Origin of the sequence: Martinezella lusitana, from assembly GCF_900094565.1 — a bacterium.
Taxonomy (GTDB): domain Bacteria; phylum Pseudomonadota; class Alphaproteobacteria; order Rhizobiales; family Rhizobiaceae; genus Rhizobium; species Rhizobium lusitanum.
Window position 1 is genome coordinate 448,070 of sequence record NZ_FMAF01000002.1, and the last position, 20,291, is coordinate 468,360.

The 20,291-nt window shown below is 61.7% G+C and carries 21 protein-coding genes; 11 read left to right on the top strand and 10 right to left on the bottom strand.

Annotated elements, in window-relative coordinates; translation table 11 throughout:
* Positions 1 to 27: 27 nt before the first annotated feature.
* Positions 28 to 882 (bottom strand): SDR family NAD(P)-dependent oxidoreductase, encoded by an 855-nt coding sequence (locus tag GA0061101_RS05370; protein ID WP_037196842.1) that lies wholly within the window; start codon positions 880 to 882, stop codon positions 28 to 30.
* A gap of 191 nt (positions 883 to 1,073) precedes the next feature.
* Here GA0061101_RS05370 and GA0061101_RS05375 point away from each other — a divergent pair, with 191 nt between their 5' ends.
* On the top strand, positions 1,074 to 2,297 hold the full coding sequence (locus GA0061101_RS05375) for an argininosuccinate synthase (RefSeq protein ID WP_037196933.1): 1,224 nt from the start codon (positions 1,074 to 1,076) through the stop codon (positions 2,295 to 2,297).
* Positions 2,298 to 2,478: 181 nt separating this feature from the next.
* On the opposite strand, the gene GA0061101_RS05380 is transcribed toward GA0061101_RS05375, so the two are convergent.
* Positions 2,479 to 2,961 carry a MarR family winged helix-turn-helix transcriptional regulator gene (locus tag GA0061101_RS05380; protein ID WP_037196841.1) on the bottom strand — a complete coding sequence of 161 codons (483 nt, stop codon included), beginning with the start codon at positions 2,959 to 2,961 and terminating at the stop codon, positions 2,479 to 2,481.
* A 161-nt stretch (positions 2,962 to 3,122) separates the two neighbouring features.
* On the opposite strand from GA0061101_RS05380, the gene GA0061101_RS05385 reads away from it, so the two are divergent.
* The 5 genes from GA0061101_RS05385 (at position 3,123) to ppa (ending at position 9,265) form a co-directional block, all read left to right on the top strand.
* Positions 3,123 to 3,764, top strand: coding sequence for a LysE family translocator (locus GA0061101_RS05385; protein WP_037196839.1), 642 nt, complete (start codon positions 3,123 to 3,125; stop codon positions 3,762 to 3,764).
* Between the two features lie 97 nt (positions 3,765 to 3,861).
* Positions 3,862 to 5,925, top strand: coding sequence for a M3 family metallopeptidase (locus tag GA0061101_RS05390; protein WP_047553657.1), 2,064 nt, complete (start codon positions 3,862 to 3,864; stop codon positions 5,923 to 5,925).
* 173 nt (positions 5,926 to 6,098) lie between these two features.
* Complete coding sequence (gene typA / locus GA0061101_RS05395) at positions 6,099 to 7,925, top strand: translational GTPase TypA (RefSeq protein WP_037196837.1); 1,827 nt, start codon at positions 6,099 to 6,101, stop codon at positions 7,923 to 7,925.
* 206 nt (positions 7,926 to 8,131) lie between these two features.
* Positions 8,132 to 8,638, top strand: a complete 507-nt coding sequence (locus tag GA0061101_RS05400; protein ID WP_034509000.1) for a GNAT family N-acetyltransferase — start codon at positions 8,132 to 8,134, stop codon at positions 8,636 to 8,638.
* A gap of 96 nt (positions 8,639 to 8,734) precedes the next feature.
* Complete coding sequence (gene ppa / locus GA0061101_RS05405; protein WP_037196836.1) at positions 8,735 to 9,265, top strand: inorganic diphosphatase; 531 nt, start codon at positions 8,735 to 8,737, stop codon at positions 9,263 to 9,265.
* Here ppa and GA0061101_RS05410 read toward each other — a convergent pair whose 3' ends face one another.
* Positions 9,266 to 9,580, bottom strand: a complete 315-nt coding sequence (locus tag GA0061101_RS05410) for a DUF167 domain-containing protein (protein WP_092573187.1) — start codon at positions 9,578 to 9,580, stop codon at positions 9,266 to 9,268.
* Positions 9,577 to 9,900 carry a YggT family protein gene (locus tag GA0061101_RS05415; RefSeq protein WP_092573259.1) on the bottom strand — a complete coding sequence of 108 codons (324 nt, stop codon included), beginning with the start codon at positions 9,898 to 9,900 and terminating at the stop codon, positions 9,577 to 9,579. The genes GA0061101_RS05410 and GA0061101_RS05415 overlap by 4 nt, the downstream gene beginning before the upstream one ends.
* A 115-nt stretch (positions 9,901 to 10,015) precedes the next feature.
* Between GA0061101_RS05415 and GA0061101_RS05420 the strand changes: the two genes are divergently transcribed.
* Positions 10,016 to 11,272 (top strand): MFS transporter, encoded by a 1,257-nt coding sequence (locus tag GA0061101_RS05420; RefSeq protein ID WP_092573188.1) that lies wholly within the window; start codon positions 10,016 to 10,018, stop codon positions 11,270 to 11,272.
* Positions 11,273 to 11,281: 9 nt separating this feature from the next.
* A complete protein-coding gene (locus GA0061101_RS05425) occupies positions 11,282 to 11,902 on the top strand; it encodes a poly-gamma-glutamate hydrolase family protein (RefSeq protein ID WP_092573189.1) in 621 nt (206 codons plus the stop codon).
* Positions 11,903 to 11,915: 13 nt separating this feature from the next.
* Here the strand turns inward: GA0061101_RS05425 and GA0061101_RS05430 are convergent, their stop codons facing one another.
* From GA0061101_RS05430 to hemC, 6 genes are all read right to left on the bottom strand, one after another.
* Positions 11,916 to 12,641 (bottom strand): glutamine amidotransferase, encoded by a 726-nt coding sequence (locus GA0061101_RS05430; protein WP_047637955.1) that lies wholly within the window; start codon positions 12,639 to 12,641, stop codon positions 11,916 to 11,918.
* Entirely contained in the window at positions 12,634 to 13,119 is a 486-nt protein-coding gene (locus GA0061101_RS05435) for a tellurite resistance TerB family protein (RefSeq protein WP_037196832.1), read from the bottom strand. Before GA0061101_RS05435 ends, GA0061101_RS05430 begins: the two co-directional genes overlap by 8 nt.
* Before the next feature lie 50 nt (positions 13,120 to 13,169).
* On the bottom strand, positions 13,170 to 14,777 hold the full coding sequence (locus tag GA0061101_RS05440; RefSeq protein WP_092573191.1) for a heme biosynthesis protein HemY: 1,608 nt from the start codon (positions 14,775 to 14,777) through the stop codon (positions 13,170 to 13,172).
* Between the two features lie 15 nt (positions 14,778 to 14,792).
* Positions 14,793 to 16,055 (bottom strand): COG4223 family protein, encoded by a 1,263-nt coding sequence (locus GA0061101_RS05445; protein ID WP_047637806.1) that lies wholly within the window; start codon positions 16,053 to 16,055, stop codon positions 14,793 to 14,795.
* A gap of 79 nt (positions 16,056 to 16,134) precedes the next feature.
* Entirely contained in the window at positions 16,135 to 16,863 is a 729-nt protein-coding gene (locus GA0061101_RS05450) for a uroporphyrinogen-III synthase (RefSeq protein ID WP_092573192.1), read from the bottom strand.
* A gap of 6 nt (positions 16,864 to 16,869) precedes the next feature.
* Complete coding sequence (gene hemC / locus GA0061101_RS05455) at positions 16,870 to 17,799, bottom strand: hydroxymethylbilane synthase (protein WP_047637956.1); 930 nt, start codon at positions 17,797 to 17,799, stop codon at positions 16,870 to 16,872.
* An 84-nt stretch (positions 17,800 to 17,883) separates the two neighbouring features.
* Here hemC and tsaD point away from each other — a divergent pair, with 84 nt between their 5' ends.
* Genes tsaD through GA0061101_RS05470 form a run of 3 tightly spaced genes read left to right on the top strand, consistent with a single transcriptional unit; the run spans position 17,884 to position 20,290 of the window.
* Complete coding sequence (tsaD, locus tag GA0061101_RS05460) at positions 17,884 to 18,981, top strand: tRNA (adenosine(37)-N6)-threonylcarbamoyltransferase complex transferase subunit TsaD (RefSeq protein ID WP_037196826.1); 1,098 nt, start codon at positions 17,884 to 17,886, stop codon at positions 18,979 to 18,981.
* Positions 18,978 to 19,967, top strand: a complete 990-nt coding sequence (locus GA0061101_RS05465; RefSeq protein WP_092573193.1) for an NAD(P)H-dependent glycerol-3-phosphate dehydrogenase — start codon at positions 18,978 to 18,980, stop codon at positions 19,965 to 19,967. Before tsaD ends, GA0061101_RS05465 begins: the two co-directional genes overlap by 4 nt.
* A 29-nt stretch (positions 19,968 to 19,996) precedes the next feature.
* Positions 19,997 to 20,290: a YciI-like protein gene (locus GA0061101_RS05470; RefSeq protein WP_037196823.1), complete on the top strand. Its 294-nt coding sequence runs from the start codon at positions 19,997 to 19,999 to the stop codon at positions 20,288 to 20,290.
* The last annotated feature ends 1 nt before the right edge of the window (position 20,291 follow it).

The following is a 20,291-nucleotide window of genomic DNA, read 5'->3' on the forward strand; positions in this document are numbered from 1 at the left end:
CTTATCCGGCTTTGGGGGGATTGCAAATCAATCCTTCTTTTCGAGAAATGCCTTGAATTGGTCGGCATAGTCGGGGTGCCAACGCGACAGCGGCGGACGGTTTTCGACGATATCGCCGGCGGCCCACAGCATGCGGCGCTCGTCGGTCGGACGGGCCACGTCATTGTCAGGGCAGAGAATATAGAAGTCGCCGCGCTTCAGGCTCTCCACCATGAAGTCGATCGTCTGTTCCGGCGTCCAGGCACCGGCCGGCTTTTCCCTGCGCTCGCCCTTGGTGAGGCCGGTGAAGACGAAGCCGGGGATAAGGAGATGGGCTGATATTTTCGCGCCCGCAGTATTGCGTAGCTCGTGCTGCAGCGCTTCGGTGAACACCTTCACGCCGGCCTTTGAGACATTGTAGGCCGGATTGCCTGGCGGCGTGGTGATGCCCTGCTTCGAGCCGGTGTTGATGATAACACCCGGTTCGCCATGGGCCAGCATGCCGGGCCCGAAGGTCCGCGTGCCGTTGATAACGCCGAGCAGATTGACGCCGAGAATGGCATCCCAGCCGGCCTGTGCGCTGAAGATCGAGGTTTCCGGTCCGATACCGGCATTGTTCATCAGCACATGCACCCGGCCGAAGCGCTGCAGGACTGCGCGCTCCAACGCCTCCAACGAGTCTTTGCTGGAAACATCGGTCTCGATGGCCATCACATGCTCCTCGCCTGTGATCGTCTTGAGCTCGGCGCTCGCTTCCGCCAGGCGGTCGCCGCCGAGATCGGCAATGACGACGCTCATGTCGAGCGAAGCAAAATATTTCGCCGCAGCAAAGCCGATGCCGGACGCGCCGCCGGTGATGACGGCTACATTGGATTTCTTGAAAATGTCTTGAATATCGGTCAAAGGGTGCCCTCCGAGGCATTGCTTGCTCGCCGCCGAATATGGTGCTTTCCCGAGGCGAGTCAAACCCGCGTCGAACCCGTGCGAGGCGCTCCGCCGCACTTCCCCTTGCGCCTCGCGATAATCTCGCTAAAAGTGCCGCGATACAGGGTTTGCGGGCCTTTCCTTCGGCTTGCATTGAAACGGATCTCATCATGGCATCACATAAAGACGTGAAGAAAGTCGTTCTCGCCTATTCCGGCGGTCTCGACACCTCGATTATCCTGAAGTGGCTGCAGACGGAGCTGGGTGCGGAAGTCGTCACCTTCACCGCCGATCTCGGCCAGGGCGAAGAGCTGGAGCCGGCGCGCAAGAAGGCCGAAATGCTCGGCATCAAGGAAATCTATATCGAGGATGTGCGCGAGGAATTCGTGCGCGATTTCGTCTTCCCGATGTTCCGCGCCAATGCCGTCTACGAAGGCGTCTACCTGCTCGGCACGTCGATCGCCCGCCCGCTGATCTCCAAGCACCTGATCGAGATCGCCAAAAAGACCGGCGCTGACGCCATCGCGCACGGCGCGACGGGCAAGGGCAACGACCAGGTTCGTTTCGAACTCTCGGCCTATGCGCTGAACCCCGACATCAAGATTATCGCTCCCTGGCGCGACTGGTCGTTCAAGAGCCGTACCGACCTGCTCGAATTTGCCGAGAAGCACCAGATTCCGGTTGCCAAGGACAAGAAGGGCGAGGCGCCGTTCTCCGTCGATGCCAACCTTCTGCACTCCTCCTCGGAGGGCAAGGTGCTGGAAGATCCGTCGCAGGAAGCGCCGGAATATGTGCATATGCGCACGATTTCCCCTGAAGCCGCTCCCGACAAGGCGACGGTTATCAAGGTCGGCTTCGAAAAGGGCGATGCCGTCTCGATCAATGGTCAGCACCTGAGCCCGGCGACGCTGCTGGCAAAGCTCAACGATTACGGTCGCGATAATGGCATCGGCCGTCTGGACCTCGTCGAGAACCGCTATGTCGGCATGAAGTCGCGCGGCGTCTACGAAACGCCCGGCGGCACGATCCTGCTCGCGGCCCATCGCGCCATTGAATCCATCACGCTCGACCGCGGTGCCGCGCACCTCAAGGACGAGCTGATGCCGCGTTATGCCGAGCTCATCTATTACGGCTTCTGGTTCTCGCCGGAGCGCGAGATGTTGCAGGCCCTCATCGACAAGAGCCAGGAACATGTCGAAGGCGAAGTGACGCTGAAGCTCTACAAGGGCAATGTTATGGTCATCGGCCGCGAAAGCCCGAAGTCGCTCTACTCCGATAAGCTCGTCACATTCGAGGACGATCAGGGCGCCTACGACCAGAAGGACGCAGCCGGCTTCATCAAGCTCAACGCTTTGCGCTTGCGCACGCTCGCCAAGCGTAACCTGTCGAAGTAATCAGAATCCAAACAACAAAAGACCCGCTTCCGGTTGCCGGAGGCGGGTTTTTCTTGCTGGAAAGCGGAACTGTGCCGGACATTAAGCGGTCAGGCGATTCCGTGAAACGCCTGACCGCTCTATGTTGTTGTTTTGCGCAATTCCGGACGGAAAACCGCTACGCACTTTTACCGGGATCGCTCTAGTCGACCGGCCTCAACTCACGTTCGGTCTCGGCGGGCAGTTCTGCCTTCTGCAGATTGCTGCGGAACGTACAGAGCGCGTCGTGCAGCTGCGTCTGCAATCCCTGATCGAAGCCTTGCGTCGCATTGCGCTCGACCTCGCAAACCTCTCTGTCGATCTGCTTCAGCTTGGCGGCGGCCGTTTCCGACAAGACGATCCGCTTGGCGCGGCGGTCGAGCGGGTCGGGTTGGCGTTCGATCAGGCCCCGCGCCTGCAATTTGTCCAGAAAGGCGCTGACGGTCATCGGCTCCAACCCCATGCGGGAGGCGATGTCGAGCTGCCGACTACCGTTAATGGCAGCGACTTGCATCAGCGTTCGTGCTTCACCCGCTGTCAGGCCGAGCCCTGCGACAAGAATACGTCGCTCGAAGGCCGTCCTGATCAATCGGGCGCAATCGCTCACAAGAAAGGCGAGCGAATCCGTATTAATCCTGCTGTTCATAAGCGCTTCCCTACCTACGCTTTTCAGTTCTTGGGCCCCGATACGTTCTTATTGGTTTAAACCCATGAACACAACGGCTTCTTCTGTCATAAAACGAACAGCGACTTGACCCGATTCAGCAGGTTGCTACTCTCCCGCGATCAGCAGTGGGGACCTCCATCATGACGCAATCGCTCGTTGTCGGCGCTTTCCTGGCCGCGCTGTTTTATGTCCTTATTCCGGGCCCGGCTTTTCTGGCGCTGCTGGGCATCGGCGCGGGGCAAGGGCGCAAGGCCGGCGCATTTTTCGTCAGCGGCCATCTGCTGGGCGATATCGTCTGGTCGTCGCTTGCGCTGGTCGCCATCGTCGGCGCCAAGACCATCGGCACCTTCGTCTTCGATCTGCTCGGATTGCTTTGCGGCTTCTATCTTGCCTGGATCGGCTGGAGCGCGGTGACGGCCAAGCCTAAGGGAGATGGGAAATCGCTTGTCAATGTCGACCGGCCGTTCCGCCGGGGCCTGATCTTCGGCGTCACCAACCCGAAGGGATATCCGGTTGCGCTGGCGACGTTCACCGCTTTGGTGGCGGGTTCAGCCGGAGCGCTGACTTTCAGCGCGCTGCCGCTATTGCTCACGGTTTCCTTCGCCGGCTTCGTGACAGCGGATATCATCCTGATCAGCATTATCGGCGCGGGGGCTGTGCGACGTTTCTATCGCGCGCATGAACGGCTGATCGTGCGCTGCTCCGGCGTGCTCTTCATGGGCTTTGCGGCGCAGGCGCTCTGGCACGCCACGCCTGGCCTGCTCGGCTGGCGCAAGGCCTGACCCTTCCCCATAAATTTGTTTGTCGCCGCCATACCAATTTGGCGGGGCGGGCCTTATATCGTGCTTCGATCAGATATCTGTCGAAAGGATGCCCTGCATGTCTTCCCACGCCGCCGTCAATCCCGCGCTCGTCGAATGGACCGGACATCGAGGGCTGCCACGCTTCGACGCGGTGAAGGACACGGATTTCGCTCCCGCCTTCAACGCCGCATTTGTGTTCCACGAGGCGGAGATCGATGCGATTGCCGGGGATAGCGATGCGCCGAGCTTCGCCAATACGGTGACAGCGCTCGAACTCGCCGGTGATGAGCTGTCGCGCATATCGGCGCTGTTCTGGAACAAGGCCGGTGCTGATACCAACGAGACGATCCAGGCGCTGGAGCGCGAGATCGCGCCGAAGATGGCGCGGCATTATTCCAAGATCGGCACGAATGCCGCGCTCTTTGCCCGCCTCGACGCTCTCTGGGAGGGCCGTGACGAACTCGGTCTGACGCTGGAGGAAACCCGCGTGCTCGAACGGCACTGGAAGGGTTTCGTGAAGTCGGGTGCCAAGCTGCCGAAAGCGGAGCAGGAGCGGCTTTCCGCGATCAACGAAAAGCTTGCCGGCCTCGGTGCGCAGTTCGGGCAAAATGTGCTTGCCGATGAAAAGGACTGGGCGCTGTTGCTGTCGGAGGAGGCCGATCTCGCCGGCCTTCCTAGCTATCTGCGCGATGCAATGGCGGCCGCGGCGCGCGAGCGCGGCGAAGAGGGCAAATATGCCGTCACGCTGTCGCGCTCGATCATTGAACCGTTCCTGACATCATCCGAGCGCCGCGATGTGCGCGAGCAGGCCTTCAAGGCGTGGGTGGCACGCGGCGCCAATGGCGGCAAGACGGACAACCGCGAGATCATTCGCGAGATGTTGGCGCTCAGAGCCGAGAAGGCGAGGCTGCTCGGCTACGGCAACTTTGCCGAATTGAAGCTCGACAACACCATGGCGAAGACGCCTGACGCAGTGAATGACCTCCTCATGACCGTATGGTCGAAGGCGGCAGCACGCGCTGCCGAAGAAGAAAAGGATATTGCCGCGCTGATCGCCGAGGAAGGCCGCAACCACGAGGTCATGCCCTGGGACTGGCGGCACTATGCCGAAAAGATCCGCACGCAGAAGTTCGATTTCTCCGAAACCGAACTCAAGCCTTATCTGCAGCTGGAAAAGATCATTGCCGCCTGCTTCGATGTCGCCGGCCGCCTGTTCGGCATTCATGCCGTCGAGCAGAAGGGCGTTCCCGCCTATCATCCCGATGTGCGTGTCTTCGAGATCCGCGACCGTTCCGACAAGCTCGTCGCGGTGTTCCTTGGCGATTATTTTGCCCGCAGCTCCAAGCGCTCCGGCGCCTGGATGAGCTCGTTCCAATCGCAGCACAAACTGCCATTGAAGAACGGTGACGTGGGCGAATTGCCGATCATCTACAATGTCTGCAATTTCGCCAAGCCGGCCGAAGGCAAGCCGGCGCTGCTGTCGCTCGACGATGCCCGCACGCTGTTCCACGAGTTTGGCCATGCGCTGCACGGCATGCTGTCGAACGTCACCTATCCCTCGGTATCAGGCACCGGCGTTTCCCGCGATTTCGTCGAGCTGCCGTCGCAGCTTTACGAGCACTGGCTGACCGTGCCTGTCATCCTGAAAGAATATGCCGTCCACTACGAGACCGGCGCGCCGATGCCGCAGGCGCTGCTCGACAAGGTGCTGGCAGCCCGCACCTTCAATGCCGGCTTCAACACGGTGGAGTTTACCTCGTCGGCGCTGGTCGACATGGCGTTCCATACTCGCGGCGCCGTCGAGGATCCGATGGCGGTGCAGGGGCAAGTGCTTGCCGAGATCGGCATGCCGAAATCGATCGTCATGCGTCATGCCACCCCGCATTTCCAGCATGTGTTCGCCGGCGACGGCTATTCGGCCGGCTACTATTCCTACATGTGGTCGGAAGTGCTGGATGCGGACGCCTTCTCCGCTTTCGAGGAAACCGGCGATGCTTTCAATGCCGAGATGGCCGAGAAACTCAAGGCCAACATCTATTCCGTCGGCGGCTCGATCGACCCGGAAGACACCTATAAGGCCTTCCGCGGCAAGCTGCCGAGCCCGGATGCGATGCTGAAGAAGAAGGGGCTGGCGGCCTGATCCTTGCCCTTGGGCTCGAAGGTCGGGACCATGTTGTCGATGGGTTGAAGAGGCGTGCAAGCGAGCTTTCGCGCCTCCCCCCTTTCGCAATCGCGAAAAAAAGGCTATGAGCGCGCCAAACGTAATTGGCGTGTTTACTTTATATCGCGCCTCAGCCTCAGAGATATAACATTATGACACTCCGCAACATCGCGATCATCGCGCACGTTGACCATGGGAAAACCACCCTCGTTGACGAGCTTCTGAAGCAGTCCGGTTCCTTCCGCGAGAACCAGCGCACCGTTGAGCGCATGATGGATTCCAACGATCTGGAAAAAGAGCGTGGCATCACCATTCTCGCCAAGGCGACCTCCGTTGTCTGGAAGGGCGTTCGCGTCAACATCGTCGACACGCCTGGCCACGCCGACTTCGGCGGCGAAGTCGAGCGCATCCTTTCGATGGTCGATGGCGCCATCGTGCTGGTCGATGCCTCGGAAGGCCCGATGCCGCAGACCAAGTTCGTGGTCGGCAAGGCGCTGAAAGTCGGCCTCCGCCCGATCGTCGCGATCAACAAGATCGACCGTCCGGATGCGCGCCACGAAGAAGTCATCAACGAGGTCTTCGATCTCTTCGCAGCGCTCGACGCCACCGACGAGCAGCTCGATTTCCCGATCCTTTATGGCTCGGGCCGCGCCGGCTGGATGAACTATTCGCCGGAAGGCCCCGTCGAGGATGGCCTTGGCCCGCTTCTCGATCTGGTGCTGAAGCATGTGCCGGAGCCGAGTGTCGGCGAAGAAGACGGCGCATTCCGCATGATCGGCACGCTTCTCGAAGCCAATCCCTTCCTTGGCCGCGTCATCACCGGCCGCATTCATTCCGGCTCGATCAAGCCGAACCAGTCCGTCAAGGTTCTGGGCCAGGATGGCAAGCTGATCGAAACCGGCCGCATTTCCAAGATCCTCGCCTTCCGCGGCATCGAGCGCACGCCGATCGAGGAAGCTCATGCAGGCGATATCGTCGCCATCGCCGGTCTGTCCAAGGGTACCGTCGCCGACACATTCTGCGATCCGTCCGTCACCGAGGCGCTGCACGCCCAGCCGATCGATCCGCCGACCGTCACCATGTCGTTCATCGTCAATGACAGCCCGCTCGCTGGCACTGAAGGCGACAAGGTTACCTCACGCGTCATCCGCGATCGCCTCTTCAAGGAAGCCGAAGGCAATGTCGCGCTGAAGATCGAGGAAGCCGAAGGCAAGGATTCGTACTACGTCTCCGGCCGCGGCGAATTGCAGCTTGCTGTTCTGATCGAAACCATGCGCCGCGAAGGCTTCGAGCTTGCCGTGTCGCGTCCGCGCGTCGTCATGCACAAGGACGAAGCCACCGGCCAGATGCTGGAGCCGATCGAAGAAGTCGTCATCGACGTCGATGAAGAGCATTCGGGTGTCGTCGTGCAGAAGATGTCGGAGCGCAAGGCCGAAATGGTCGAGCTTCGTCCGTCCGGCGGCAATCGCCTGCGCCTGAAATTCTTCGCGCCGACCCGCGGTCTCATCGGCTATCAGTCGGAACTGCTGACGGATACGCGCGGCACCGCGATCATGAACCGCCTGTTCCATGACTATCAGCCCTTCAAGGGCGCGATCGGCGGCCGCACCAACGGCGTCCTGCTCTCCAACGCTTCAGGCGAAGCAGTCGCCTACGCGATGTTCAACCTGGAAGACCGCGGTCCGATGATCATCGAACCGGGTGAAAAGGTCTATGCCGGCATGATCATCGGCATTCACTCCAGAGACAACGACCTCGAAGTCAACGTGCTCAAGGGCAAGCAGCTCACCAACATCCGCGCCGCCGGCAAGGATGAAGCCGTGAAGCTGACCCCGCCGATCCGCATGACGCTCGACCGCGCTCTCTCCTGGATTCAGGACGACGAGCTGATGGAAGTCACGCCGAAGTCGATTCGCCTGCGCAAGATGTATCTCGACCCGAACGAGCGCAAGCGCTTCGAAAAGGCGCGTTCCGCGTAACGGCAAAGCCTGTACCGCTTCGAACCAATCAACCCCGGCCATTGTGCCGGGGTTTTATTTTGTGTGTTCGATTTTTGGACCCTTGTGGGAAAGGTTAAAAAGGCGTTAATTTTCAGCGATCATCCACGGATAAAGGCTGTGGGCAAGTCTGCCGTCTTTATGAATGAGGATGGTTAATTCGGAGTCGCGAGACCAGAGTAGACGTTATGAAGACGTTGTCGATTGATGTTCGGCGGGCAGAACCCCATGACGCCCGGGCCATTTCGGAGGTGCACCGCCAGTCGTGGCAGTACACCTATGCCGGCATTATCCCGCATCGCGCACTCGGCCAGATGATCGAACGCCGCGGCGAATCCTGGTGGCGCAAGGCAACCAGCGGTCCGGCCACGCTCTTGGTTCTCGATGTCGCCGGCGAGATTGCCGGCTATGCCACGCTTGGGCTCAACCGCGCCCGCGCCCTTCCGCAGGAAGGCGAGATCTATGAGCTTTATCTGCGCCCGCAATATCAGGGCCTCGGCCTCGGGCGGATGCTTTTCGGCGAGGCGCGCCGGCTGTTGAAGTCGCTTGGCTGCAAGGGGCTCGTCGTCTGGTGCCTCGAGGAAAACGAAAATGCCTACCAGTTCTATCGAGGGCAGGGTGGCGCCGATTTCTGCGAGGGCATCGAAACCTTCGATCATCGACAGCTGAAGAAGATCGGCTTCGTCTGGCCCTGACGCCAACTAAATCCTCTGCTTTCTCGATGGATTGTTGCGTTGCGCCATGATTCCTATTATTTGGCTGGCGGCAACCATCCTTATTAGGGGACACGCATGCGCATCGACGCGATTTCCATTGGCAAGAACCCGCCCGAAGACGTCAACGTCATCGTTGAAGTGCCGGTCGGCGGTCATCCGATCAAGTATGAAATGGACAAGGAGGCCGGCACGCTGGTCGTCGACCGTTTCCTCTACACGCCGATGACCTATCCGGGCAATTACGGCTTCGTGCCTCACACGCTCTCCGAAGACGGCGACCCGATCGACGTCCTCATCGCCAGCACCCGTCCGCTGGTTCCGGGCTGCGTTATCAATGTCCGCCCGATCGGCGTGCTGAAGATGGAAGACAATTCCGGCAGGGACGAGAAGATCATTGCCGTTCCCTCGCCGAAGCTGACGCTGCGCTACGAGAAGGTCAGGGAGCATACCGACCTGCCCGAGATCACGCTGAAGCAGATCGAGCACTTCTTCGAGCACTACAAGGATCTGGAGCCCGGCAAGTGGGTGAAGATCTTTGGCTGGGGCGGCTCCAAGGAAGCTGGCGAGCTCATTCTCGAAGCCATCGAGCGCGCCAAGAAGGCCTGATCAGTTCTTCGCGATAGCCTTTAATCTTTCTATCAAATCCTCCGGCTCGCCCTCGATCCGGAGGATTTTTTTACGCGCGGTCTCGCCGCTGACCAGGCTGAGCGCGGATTTGGGAATGCCGATGCTCTTGGCGATGAGCGCGATCAGCGCCTTGTTGGCCTTACCCTTTTCCGGGGCGACCGAGACACGCGCCTTCAGATAGCACTCGCCCTCGCTGCCGGTCTCCATGCCATCGATCGCGTCACGACCGCCATTGGGCGTGAGACGGACGGATAGTCGCAGGTGATCCGAAGACGCCTGCCAGGGCGTGCTCACCGCAAGAAAAGCGGAACCAGCGAGTTCCACATCAGCGAGCGGACGAAGAAGATGATCAGGAGCAGGATGACGGGCGAGATGTCGATGCCGCCGAGATCGGGCAGGATGCGGCGGATCGGGCGCAGTGCCGGCTCCGTCACGGCATAGAGGAAATTGCCGACCGAGTTGACGAACTGATTGCTCGAATTGATGACATTAAAAGCATGGAGCCATGAAAAGATGGCGCTGGCGATCAGCACCCAGGTATAAAGATTCAAAGCCAGATCAATGGTTTGAAATAAGGCGAGCATATCCGTCTCCATTTCGCGGTTGACAGACATGTAGACATTGACGACTAAACGGGCAAGTCCCATGCACTGATGCATGTTGAATCATGTTTAAAAGGCAGCCGAGCGTGCTTTTAGTGCAGGCCGCCGCGCCGGAAAGTCTCGCCCAATGTCGTTCGCTGCAAGCGGAGACCGGTTTGCCGCCTTCAGGCACATCGCCTATACCTATTTCTTCTTTGCGCGGTTTTTGACTGGCTTCGCCACCCAAATGGTCAGCGTTTCCGTTGGCTGGCAGATGTATGCGCATACCGGCCAGCCGATCTATCTCGGCCTTATCGGCCTGGTACAGTTCCTGCCTTCGTTGTTGCTTATCCTTGTGACGGGCACGGTTGCCGACCGCTATAACAGGCGCATGATTGCCGCCACCTGCATTTTCATCGGCACCCTCTGTACGGCCGCCCTACTGTTCCTGACGGTCTCCGGCACCTTCGCACCGCTGCCGGTCTTCATGATCCTCACCGTCTTCGGCATCGAGCGCGCCTTCATGACGCCGGCGACGCAATCGCTGGCTCCCAATCTCATACCGCCCAAAGACCTGACGAATGCCATCACGTGGAATTCGATGTCATGGGATGCTGCGGCTATTCTCGGGCCGGTGGCCGGCGGCCTGCTTTATGGCGTCGGTCCCGAGGTTGCCTATACTGTGGCCGTTCTTTTCTTTGCGGCCGGTTCGGTGCTGACCTTCCTGATCCCGAAGCCGCAGCAGCGCGTCGCCCATGAGGCGCGAAGCCTGAACGAGATGCTCGCCGGCTTCCGGTTCATCTGGTCGGAAAAAGTCGTGCTCGGCGCGATCTCGCTCGATCTCTTCGCCGTGCTGCTCGGCGGCGCAGTTGCCCTGATGCCGATCTTTGCACGCGATATCCTGACGCTCGGCCCCTGGGGCCTCGGCCTGCTGCGCGCGGCGCCGAGCTTCGGCGCGATCGCCATGGGCCTGTTTCTGGCGACCTATCCCATCCGGCATCGCGCCGGGATCTGCATGTTCATCGGCGTTGCCTTGTTTGGCCTGGGAACGCTGATCTTCGGCATTTCGCATACGGCCTGGCTGTCGATTGCCGCACTCGCCATCATGGGGGCATCCGACCTGATCTCGGTCTATGTCCGCGAAACCTTGATCATGCTTTGGACGCCGGATCACGTCCGTGGCCGCGTCAACGCCGTCAACATGGTCTTCGTCGGGGCGTCGAACGAGCTCGGCGAGTTCCGCGCCGGCACCATGGCCCATTATTTCGGCGCGATCCCCGCCGTCGTCATCGGCGGCGTCGGCACGCTCGCCGTGGCCGCCCTCTGGGCGACGGGCTTCCCGCAGCTTCGCCGGATCGACAGCCTGAACGCGCCCGATCGCAAGGGCGAGCCGCAGCCGGCGTGAGGTTGCCGAATGAAAAGGCAGCCTGATCGATACGGTTCGTTTTCAGCGCTGCGCGAACATGAAGCGGAGGGCGTTGACTATCGCATCCGTATTGAGGATCGGTCGTCGCGTGTCGTTGTTATCGCTCCGCATGGCGGCTTCATTGAGCCGGCCACCTCGCAGATCACGCTTGAAATAGCGGCGGAGAGCTTTTCCTTCTACTGCTTCGAGGGGTTGGCTACGGACAGGTCGCACCATGAGCTGCACGTCACCTCCGAACGTTTCGACGAGCCGATGGCTCTCGGTCTGGTGTCAAAATCACCGATCGTCGTCGCCATTCACGGCCGAACGGACAGGGGCGACCCGGAAACAAGCTGGGTCGGCGGCCTCGATACCGCGCTTCGCGATCTGATCGTTCAGGCGTTGCGGGAGGATGGCTTTGCAGCCGTTGCGAGGGCCAAAGGCGAGGCTCTGGCGGGAACGGCGGCCGGTAACATATGCAACCGCGGCAGCCGGAATGCCGGCGTCCAGCTGGAGATCCCGAGATGCGTTAGGGATACTCTCGTGTCAGACGATGAAAAGCTCAGGCGATATGCCAGATCGGTGCGCCAGGCGGTCGAGCGGCATAATCGAATTCTTGCCGCGGACTAAACTATTGGCCGCCTCAGGCAGCCATGGCCTGCTTGCCTTCGAAAACCATGTCGAGGAATTCGGAAAGCCAGGCCTTGAGCGCCGAGTCGAAGATCATGCGGCCTTCCAGATGCTCGCGTCCCTGCTGGGCGTTCGGCATGCAGAAACGGTGTTCGCCATGCACGACCCAGCGCTGCATCATGGCGCGCGTGAGTTCGGCATGGAACTGCAGTCCCCAGGCGTTGGCGCCGTAGCGATAGGCCTGGTTGGGATAGGTCTCGGCCGTCGCAAGCAGATCGGCGCCGTGCGGCAGTTCGAAACCCTCGCGATGGAAATGATAGACCATTTGCGGCCAGCGCATCAGCAGCCGGCCCTTTTCCGTCGGGTTCAGCGCATACCAGCCGATCTCGGTCTTGCCGTCGTCGCGCGCCTTCACCTTGGCGCCCAGATGACGGGCGAGCATTTGCGCGCCGAGACAGATGCCGAGATAGGGGCGATTTTCCTTGAGCGGGATTTTCAGCCAATCGATCTCGGCCTTGACGAACTCGTCCGGGTCGTTGGCGCTCATCGGGCCGCCGAAGATGACGGCGCCGGCATGGGACGCAAGCGTGGAAGGCAGGCCTTCGCCGAGAACGGGGCGGCGGATATCGAGATCGTAGCCCTTTTGCAGCAGCATCTGGCCGACGCGGCCCGGACTGGAGTGCTCCTGATGGAGCACGATCAAAATGGGGCGGCCAGCGCTCTCCGGCGCTTCAATCATCATTGCCTGTCTCCATCTTGGAACCGGGCGCGCGGGCTGCTGCCTCCTGGCGCTTCATGATGCGTTCGCGATCGGAAATGCCCATGAGGTCGGCGATGCGCCAGATCGCGTGATCTTCCATCTCGCTGCGCTCGCCATCGGCATAGACGATATCCCAGAGGATGCCGAGCAGCTCCAGCCGCTGGGCATTGTCGAGATGGCGCTTCAAGTCCGAGGTGAAGCGATAATAGTCGACGGCCTCGCTTTCGGCCTCCTCGCCGGCGGCGATCAGCCGATCGAGCTGACGGCCGTCCAGGCCATATTGCTCCTTCAGCAGCTTGCGAAGCCGCTTCTTCTCGCTGTTCTCGATCTTGCCGTCCGCTTCCATGACCTGGATGCAGAGCGCCGCCACCGCTATGCGCGGATCATCGGGAGCAAAGCCGGATTTGGGGCGATCCTGGGTCAGGTTATGGAAGAATTCCTGAAAGCGTTCAAACATCCGATTCCATTCTTAAAACAAGTCGAGCAGGGTTCTTGGGGCACCATGCTCTAGAACAACTTGAGCCGTGTTTTGGGTTCCGGTTCAAGTTTTAGATTTTTCACACCCGGGTCGTCCGGCGCACCGCCGAAGAAGGGCCGTGGTTCCGGCTCCTGCTGGGCCGGCTCTGGCGCTGCGGCGGATGCGTCGGGCGCGGGTTTTGCCGCCGCCGGCTCCAACTCCATGACATAGGCATCGGCTGCCGGCGATGCAACTTTCGGTGAGGTTGATTTCGCTGGCACGGTTGCGGAAACTGCCTCGCGCACTGGCGGCAGCGATTTCAACGCTGCATCGACAGACACGGCAGAACCCTCTTCCACAGGTCCCTCGATCTGGCCGAAGGGGGCCTTCCATTCGAAGGCGTCGAGGCGGCCCGTCACGGGCGATAGCGGCAGCCACTTATCGGATACGAAACCATCGGCGACCCAGGCCGGGTCGCGCGGGGCGCGCAATGCCTGCGCCATCCAGTGACGCACGCGGCCCTGATCGCCGGTTTCGGCCTCCTCGATATCAGCCAGCAGCATGAAGGCGCCTTCGCGCGCATCGATCCTCGCGGCGGCTTCGGCCTTGGCGCGGGCCTTGTTGAAATCCCCGGCATCCAGCGCCGCCTTTGCCGTGAGCAGCAACGCTTCGACATTGTTCGGGCGGATGGCCTCCAGCCGTTCGGCCCGTTTCAGCCGGTCGATGACGGAATCGCCGCTGCGGGCACGCACATAGGCCCTGCCGATCTCGGGGTGCGGATGCGCTTTCCAGACCTGCTCGAGCATGGAGGCGGCCTTGCGCACCTTGTCTTCGCGGAAGAGAGCTTTCGCCGCTATCAGCGCCGCCGGCACGAAATCATCCACCAGCTTCAGGGCCGCAAGCGCATCGTCGCGGGCACCGGCCGGATCGCTCTCCAACCTGTCGTTGGCGCGTGCCGTCAGCAGCACGGCCCGCTGGCGGTTCGCGGTGGTCTTGTCGACGACGTGGGCAACCTTCTGCTGGTCGAGAAGCTTGATGGCATCATCCCAGCGGCCGGCCTGGCTGCGATATTCCAGCGTCGCCTGTGCCGCCCAGGGCAGATAGGGAGCCTGATCGGCCGCTTTTTCCGCATATTGCCGCGCCGCTTCGTGCGCGCCGAGGCGCTTGGCTTCGAGGTAGAGGCCGCGTAACCCGAGCTCGCGCGTTTCCGGATCGTTGGCCATCAGCTCGAATTTCTGGCGCGCCTCGTCGTGCTTGCCTTCGATCAGAGCCGCCTGCGCCTCGAGCAGGTTGATGAGGGGTTCCTGATCGGCGCGGATGAGGCCGCGCGTGCGCGCCGCCATCTTCCGTGCGAGCAGGGCGTTGCCGGCACCGGCGGCGATCAACCCGGTGGAGAGCGCCTGATAGCCGCGGTCGCGTTTACGGGCGCGGAAATAGCGGGTGACGGAATGCGGCGAGGTCCAGATCAAACGCAGGAACCACCAGACAATCATGACGGCGGCGATCAACGCAATCAGGATGCCGGCGGCCACGATCAGCCTGGTCTGGTAAAGCTGGCCTTCCCAGACCAGCGAAAGATCGCCGGGGCGATCCGCGAGCCAAGAGAAGCCGTAGCCGAGAGCCAGGACGAAAACGGCGAAGATAAGCAGTCTGATCATTCCTGCGCTCCGTCCTTAATTCTGTTTCCCGGTGTTGGCGATTGCCTTCGAAAGCGCATCGCTCACCAGATCCTCGACGCGGATGCGGGCTTCCAGCGATTGCTTGAAGGCGGCGGAGGCCGACTTGGCGGCATCGGGCAGGCTGTTCCATTCGGTCACCGCACCCGGCAGATCGCCATTCTTCACCTTGTCTTCGAATCGCGCGGCGATTGCATCGACGCTGTCGCCGGGAACGTTGCCGACGGGGCGGACCTGCACCAGGGTCTTGGCGCTCGAGATCAGGCGGTCGCTCCAGCTCTGATTCGGATCGTTGCTCTCAGTCGTGGCGACGATCGCGGTCGCGACATCCGTGACCCGACGGATCAGGTCGGCGCGGGAGGGAACGCCGGTCTGGGCGAAGGTCTTGAGATCGGCAACGGCAGGGTCGTCCGAGGCGACATTGGCGAAGGTGTCGAGCTCGGGCTGGAAGGGGCCGCCCCGGTCGATCGCCGCCTTCAGTGCCGCGGCGGCAATGGCGCGGGCGACCGCGCTTTCCTGGCTCGGTTGATTGAGCTTCTTCTCTGCGTCGTCGAGACGCTTGCCGACCTCGGCGTCGGAGCTGGCCTGGCTTTGGGTTGCCTTGCCGAGGTCCGCCTTCAGCTGATCGACTTCCGCACTCAGGGAAGCGATCTTCTGATCTGCATCGGCGCTTGCCGTTCCCGCCGATCCACCGGTCGAGGTGCCGTTGGCGGCAGCCGTTTCGAGCGCTGAAATGCGGGCAGCAAGAGCGCCGTCGGGCTTTGCGGCAGGCGCCGCGGCGAGGCTGGCGATGCTCTGCTTCAGCCCGTCGATCTCAGCGTTCAGTGCGGCAATATCGGCGGAATTGTCCTTGCGCGAGCCGCCGCCCGGCAACAGGCCGGCATATTGAACGGCGCCGGCGCAAACGAGCGCAATCAGGCCGCCGACGATGCCGGCGGCGATCAGGCCGGAGGTTGAACCTTCCCGTCGCTGCTGATGTTCTGCATAGGAGGCATGAGGTTCGGCCTGTCGTGTCGTCGTGGCCTGCGGCTCTTCCGGGACGGGATCAGGGGTAGGCTCGCGAGGCTCCTCGCGCAGCGGCTCCTTGTCCGCCTCCAGCGGCATTTCCACTTCATTGGCGGAGGATGAGCCGAACTCGCCGTGGGCGTGCTCCGTCATATCCTCGGGGGCTGCGTCCTGCGCAGTTTTTTCGGCCTCCAGATCAATCGTGACCGGCTCGTCATTGGGCTTCGAATGGTTAGGCGGTTTTCCCGGTACCATGAGGTCCTCTTTTCATGCGCTGCAACGAAGTTAGACAGACAAGGCGATTATGGAAAGACCTTAGATCAAAATTGCGGCCTTACTCAGCGTCGAGCAGCGCCAGAAGTCGGTCCTCATTCGGCATGTCAGCGATATCGACGTGTAAACGCATCTGAGGGGGAATCGCTCCCGCGATGGCCTCGCTCAGGCAGAGGAAGTGCGTTTCGGCGAAGATCTCAGGATTTTCCTGCACGAAAGACAGGCCGAAAAAACGCTGCGCCGTCTGATGGGAATAAAGCAGCACCGCATTGGCGCTGATATCGATAAAAAGCCGGCGAAGAGTATCATCTTTCGGAGCGATATCCCGCATCCGGTAGCATTCAACCGTGTGGAACGGCAGTTGCAGCTCCGCCAATCTCGCCTCGAAGCCGGCGGCGCGGGGATGGCCCGCGAGATAGAGGAGGGGAGCCTTGGCAAGGCTTGCCGCGTGGTCGGAAATCAAGGCCGCAAGTTCCGTGCCGCCCCCTTCGGATATGACGACATTGGTGAAGCCGAGGCTTGCCGCCTCTTTGGCGGTTGCCTTGCCGACCGCAAAGAGCGGTCGGCCGAGATAAGGCCCGAGATCGGATCCCAATGCGGCCAGAACCCGAATCGCTTCGGCGCTGGTGACGGCAATGGCGCCTTGTGTGTCCAGGAGCGCGCGCCTGGCCTCGTCGGCATGATGGACCGGCTCTGCCAGCGGCAGCAGCAGCGCCTCGTGACCCATCTGCGTCAGTCGCCGGATGGTGCGTTCACCCGAATGCTGGGGACGGGTGACGACAACGCGCATCGGATGTCAGATCCAGTCTTCGAAGAAGGTGCTGCCTGCCTCGGCGCGTATGGCCTGGCCGGCATTGGTGCCGAGCGCCTCGGCGTCGCGGCGGTTGCCCTCGATGGTGGTCGTATGCACCTGCTGTCCATCAGGCGTCAGGATCATGCCGAAGAACCGCAGGTGATCCCCCTCGCAAATTGCATAGCCGGCAATCGGCGTCCGGCAGGAGCCGTCAAGCGCGGCGAGAAATGCGCGCTCGCAGGAGACGGTATCGAAGGTAGGGCCGTCATTGATGGCGGCGAGCAGGTCGTTCATCCTGGCGTCGCCAATGCGGCTTTCGATGGCGATCGCGCCCTGTGCCGGTGCCGGCGGAAATTCGTCGGGATCGAGGATATCGGTGATGACTTCGACCTTGCCGAGCCGCTTCAGGCCGGCAACGGCGAGCAGCGTTGCGTCTGCCTGCCCCTCTTCCAGCTTGCGCAGCCGGGTCTGGACCGAGCCGCGAAAGGTGATGACGTTGATATCGGGGCGCAGCCGGCGGATCAGCGCCTGGCGGCGCAGCGACGCGGAACCGACGGTCGCGCCGTGCGGCAGCTCGATCAATCTCGGTGACGTGCGGCCGATGACGGAATCGCGGATGTCCTCGCGCGGCAGGTAGGCTGATAGCGCCAGGCCTTCCGGAAGTTTCGTCGCCATATCCTTGGCCGAGTGCACGGCGAAGTCGAGCTCGCCCGAGGCCAGCTTCTCTTCAAGCTCTTCCGTGAACAGGCCCTTGCCGCCGATCGCCGCCAGCGAGCGGTCGGTGATGCGGTCGCCCTTGGTTGTGAGCACGGCGATTTCGAACATCTCCTCCGGAAGGCCGTGCGCCGCCATCAGGCGGTCGCGTGCCTCATGTGCCTGGGCGAGCGCCAGCGGGCTGCCGCGCGTTCCGATCCGGAAAGGTTTTGTTTGCATCCGCTTTGATCCGTTGTTACCGACAGTTCCCGTAACCATATTTCCGCTTCATCGCAATCGACCAAAAGGCAACGAACAGCTTCCATGGCGTCCATTCTTCGTATTCTCGGCATCGAAACAAGCTGCGACGAAACCGCTGCAGCCATTGTCGAACGCCTAGAAGACGGCACGTCCACGATTTGCTCCGATGTCGTCCTCAGCCAGTTGGAGGAGCATAGCGCTTATGGCGGCGTCGTGCCGGAAATTGCTGCGCGTGCGCATGTCGAGGCGCTGGATACGCTGATCGACGAGGCATTGAAACGCGCCAATGTGTCGCTCTTGGACGTCGATGCCATCGCCGCAACATCAGGCCCAGGCCTTATCGGCGGGCTGCTTGTCGGCCTGATGACCGGCAAGGCGATCTCGCGCGCCACAGGCAAGCCACTCTATGCCATCAACCATCTGGAAGGCCATGCCCTGACGGCGAGGCTGACCGATGGGCTTGCCTTTCCCTATCTGATGCTGCTCGTTTCCGGCGGCCATACGCAGCTTATCCTCGTGCGCGGCGTCGGCGAATACGAGCGCTGGGGCACGACCATCGACGATGCGCTGGGCGAAGCCTTCGACAAGACGGCCAAGCTCCTGGGTCTTCCCTATCCCGGCGGCCCGGCCGTGGAGGCGGCGGCCAAAAGCGGTAACGCGGATCGCTTTGATTTCCCGCGGCCGCTTGTCGGCGAAACACGCCTCGATTTTTCCTTTTCCGGCCTGAAGACCGCGGTACGGCAGGCGGCAACGGCCATCGCGCCGGTCACGGAGCAGGACATTGCCGATATCTGCGCCTCTTTCCAGAAGGCGGTCTCGCGCACGTTGAAGGATCGCATCGGCCGCGGCCTGCAACGCTTCAAGGCGGAATTCCCGAAGACGACGGAAACGCCGGCGCTCGTGGTCGCCGGCGGCGTTGCCGCCAATCTCGAGCTGCGCCGCACCCTGCAGGAGCTTTGCGACACCAACGGCTTTCGCTTCATCGCGCCGCCATTGAGACTGTGTACGGATAATGCCGTCATGATCGCCTGGGCCGGACTGGAGCGCATGGCAAAGGGCGCAGCACCTGACGATCTCGATGTGCAGCCGCGTTCGCGCTGGCCGCTGGATCAGAAGGCGGAAACTCTCCTGGGTCATGGCAAACGCGGAGCGAAGGCATGAGCGGCAACGAACGGATCGCAGTCATCGGCGCAGGCGCCTTCGGCACGGCGCTCGCGGCCGTCATCGCACTGACCGGCCGCAGCGATGTGACGCTCGTCGGGCGCAAGGCGGGGCTGATGGCAGATCTTGCAGCCGACCGGATGCATGATGCCGTATTGCCCGGGATCCTGCTTCCGGATTCGCTGCGGTTTTCGGCCGAACCTGATTCCATCTCCGATGCCGGCATCGTGCTCTTCGCCATGCCGTCGCAGACGCAGGCCGATGCGGCCAAGCTCTATGGGCCTTACCTTGCCAAGGACGCTGTCGTCGTCACCTGCGCCAAGGGCATCGACAAGGTCTCGGGTGATCTTTTGACCGACATGCTCGAGCGGGAACTGCCGCAGCATGCCATCGCCGTCCTCTCCGGACCGGGCTTTGCCACCGATATCGCCAAGGGCCTGCCGACGGCCATGGCGATCGCGGCGGCCGACATGACCGTTGCTGAAAGGCTTGCGCAGGCGATCTCCGGTCCGAGTTTCCGTCTCTATGCATCGGACGATCGCATCGGCGTGCAGCTCGGTGGCGCCTTGAAGAATGTGCTGGCCATTGCCTGCGGCATCGTCGAAGGCCGTGGCATCGGCGATTCCGCGCGTGCGGCCCTGATCAGCCGCGGCCTGGCCGAAATGTCACGCTTCGTCGCGGCCAAGGGCGGCAAGGCGGAGACGGTGCGCGGGCTCTCCGGTCTCGGCGACCTCGTGCTGACGGCCACCAGCCATCAATCCCGCAATCTCAGATTCGGCATCGCGCTCGGTCGCGGAGAAGCGGGCGATCCGACGCACGGCACGCTGGTTGAAGGTGCTTATGCCGCCTCTATCGCCGCGCGGTTGGCTGGCGAAATCGGCGTCGACATGCCGATTACCGAAGCAGTTTCGGCCATCATCGACGGCAAGCTCGACATAGCGACCGCCATCGGCCAATTGATGACGCGGCCTATCACCACGGAATAGTTTTCTCGATATCTGAAGGAGCCCAAGCAATGCTGTTCGCCTTTGTCTGCAAGGATAAACCCGGTCATCTGAATGTCCGCATGGAGACGCGCCCGGCGCATGTGGAGCATCTGAACAAGCTGAATGCCGAAGGAACGCTGAAGATAGCGGGGCCTTTCCTCGATGCCGACGGCAAGCCGAATGGCAGCCTCGTCGTCGTCAGCGCCGAGACCATCGAAGCGGCCAAGGCGATCGCGGATGCCGATCCCTATACGAAGGCCGGCCTGTTCGAGAGCGTCGAGATCAAGCCGTTCAATTGGGTCTTCAACAATCCGGAGGCATGAG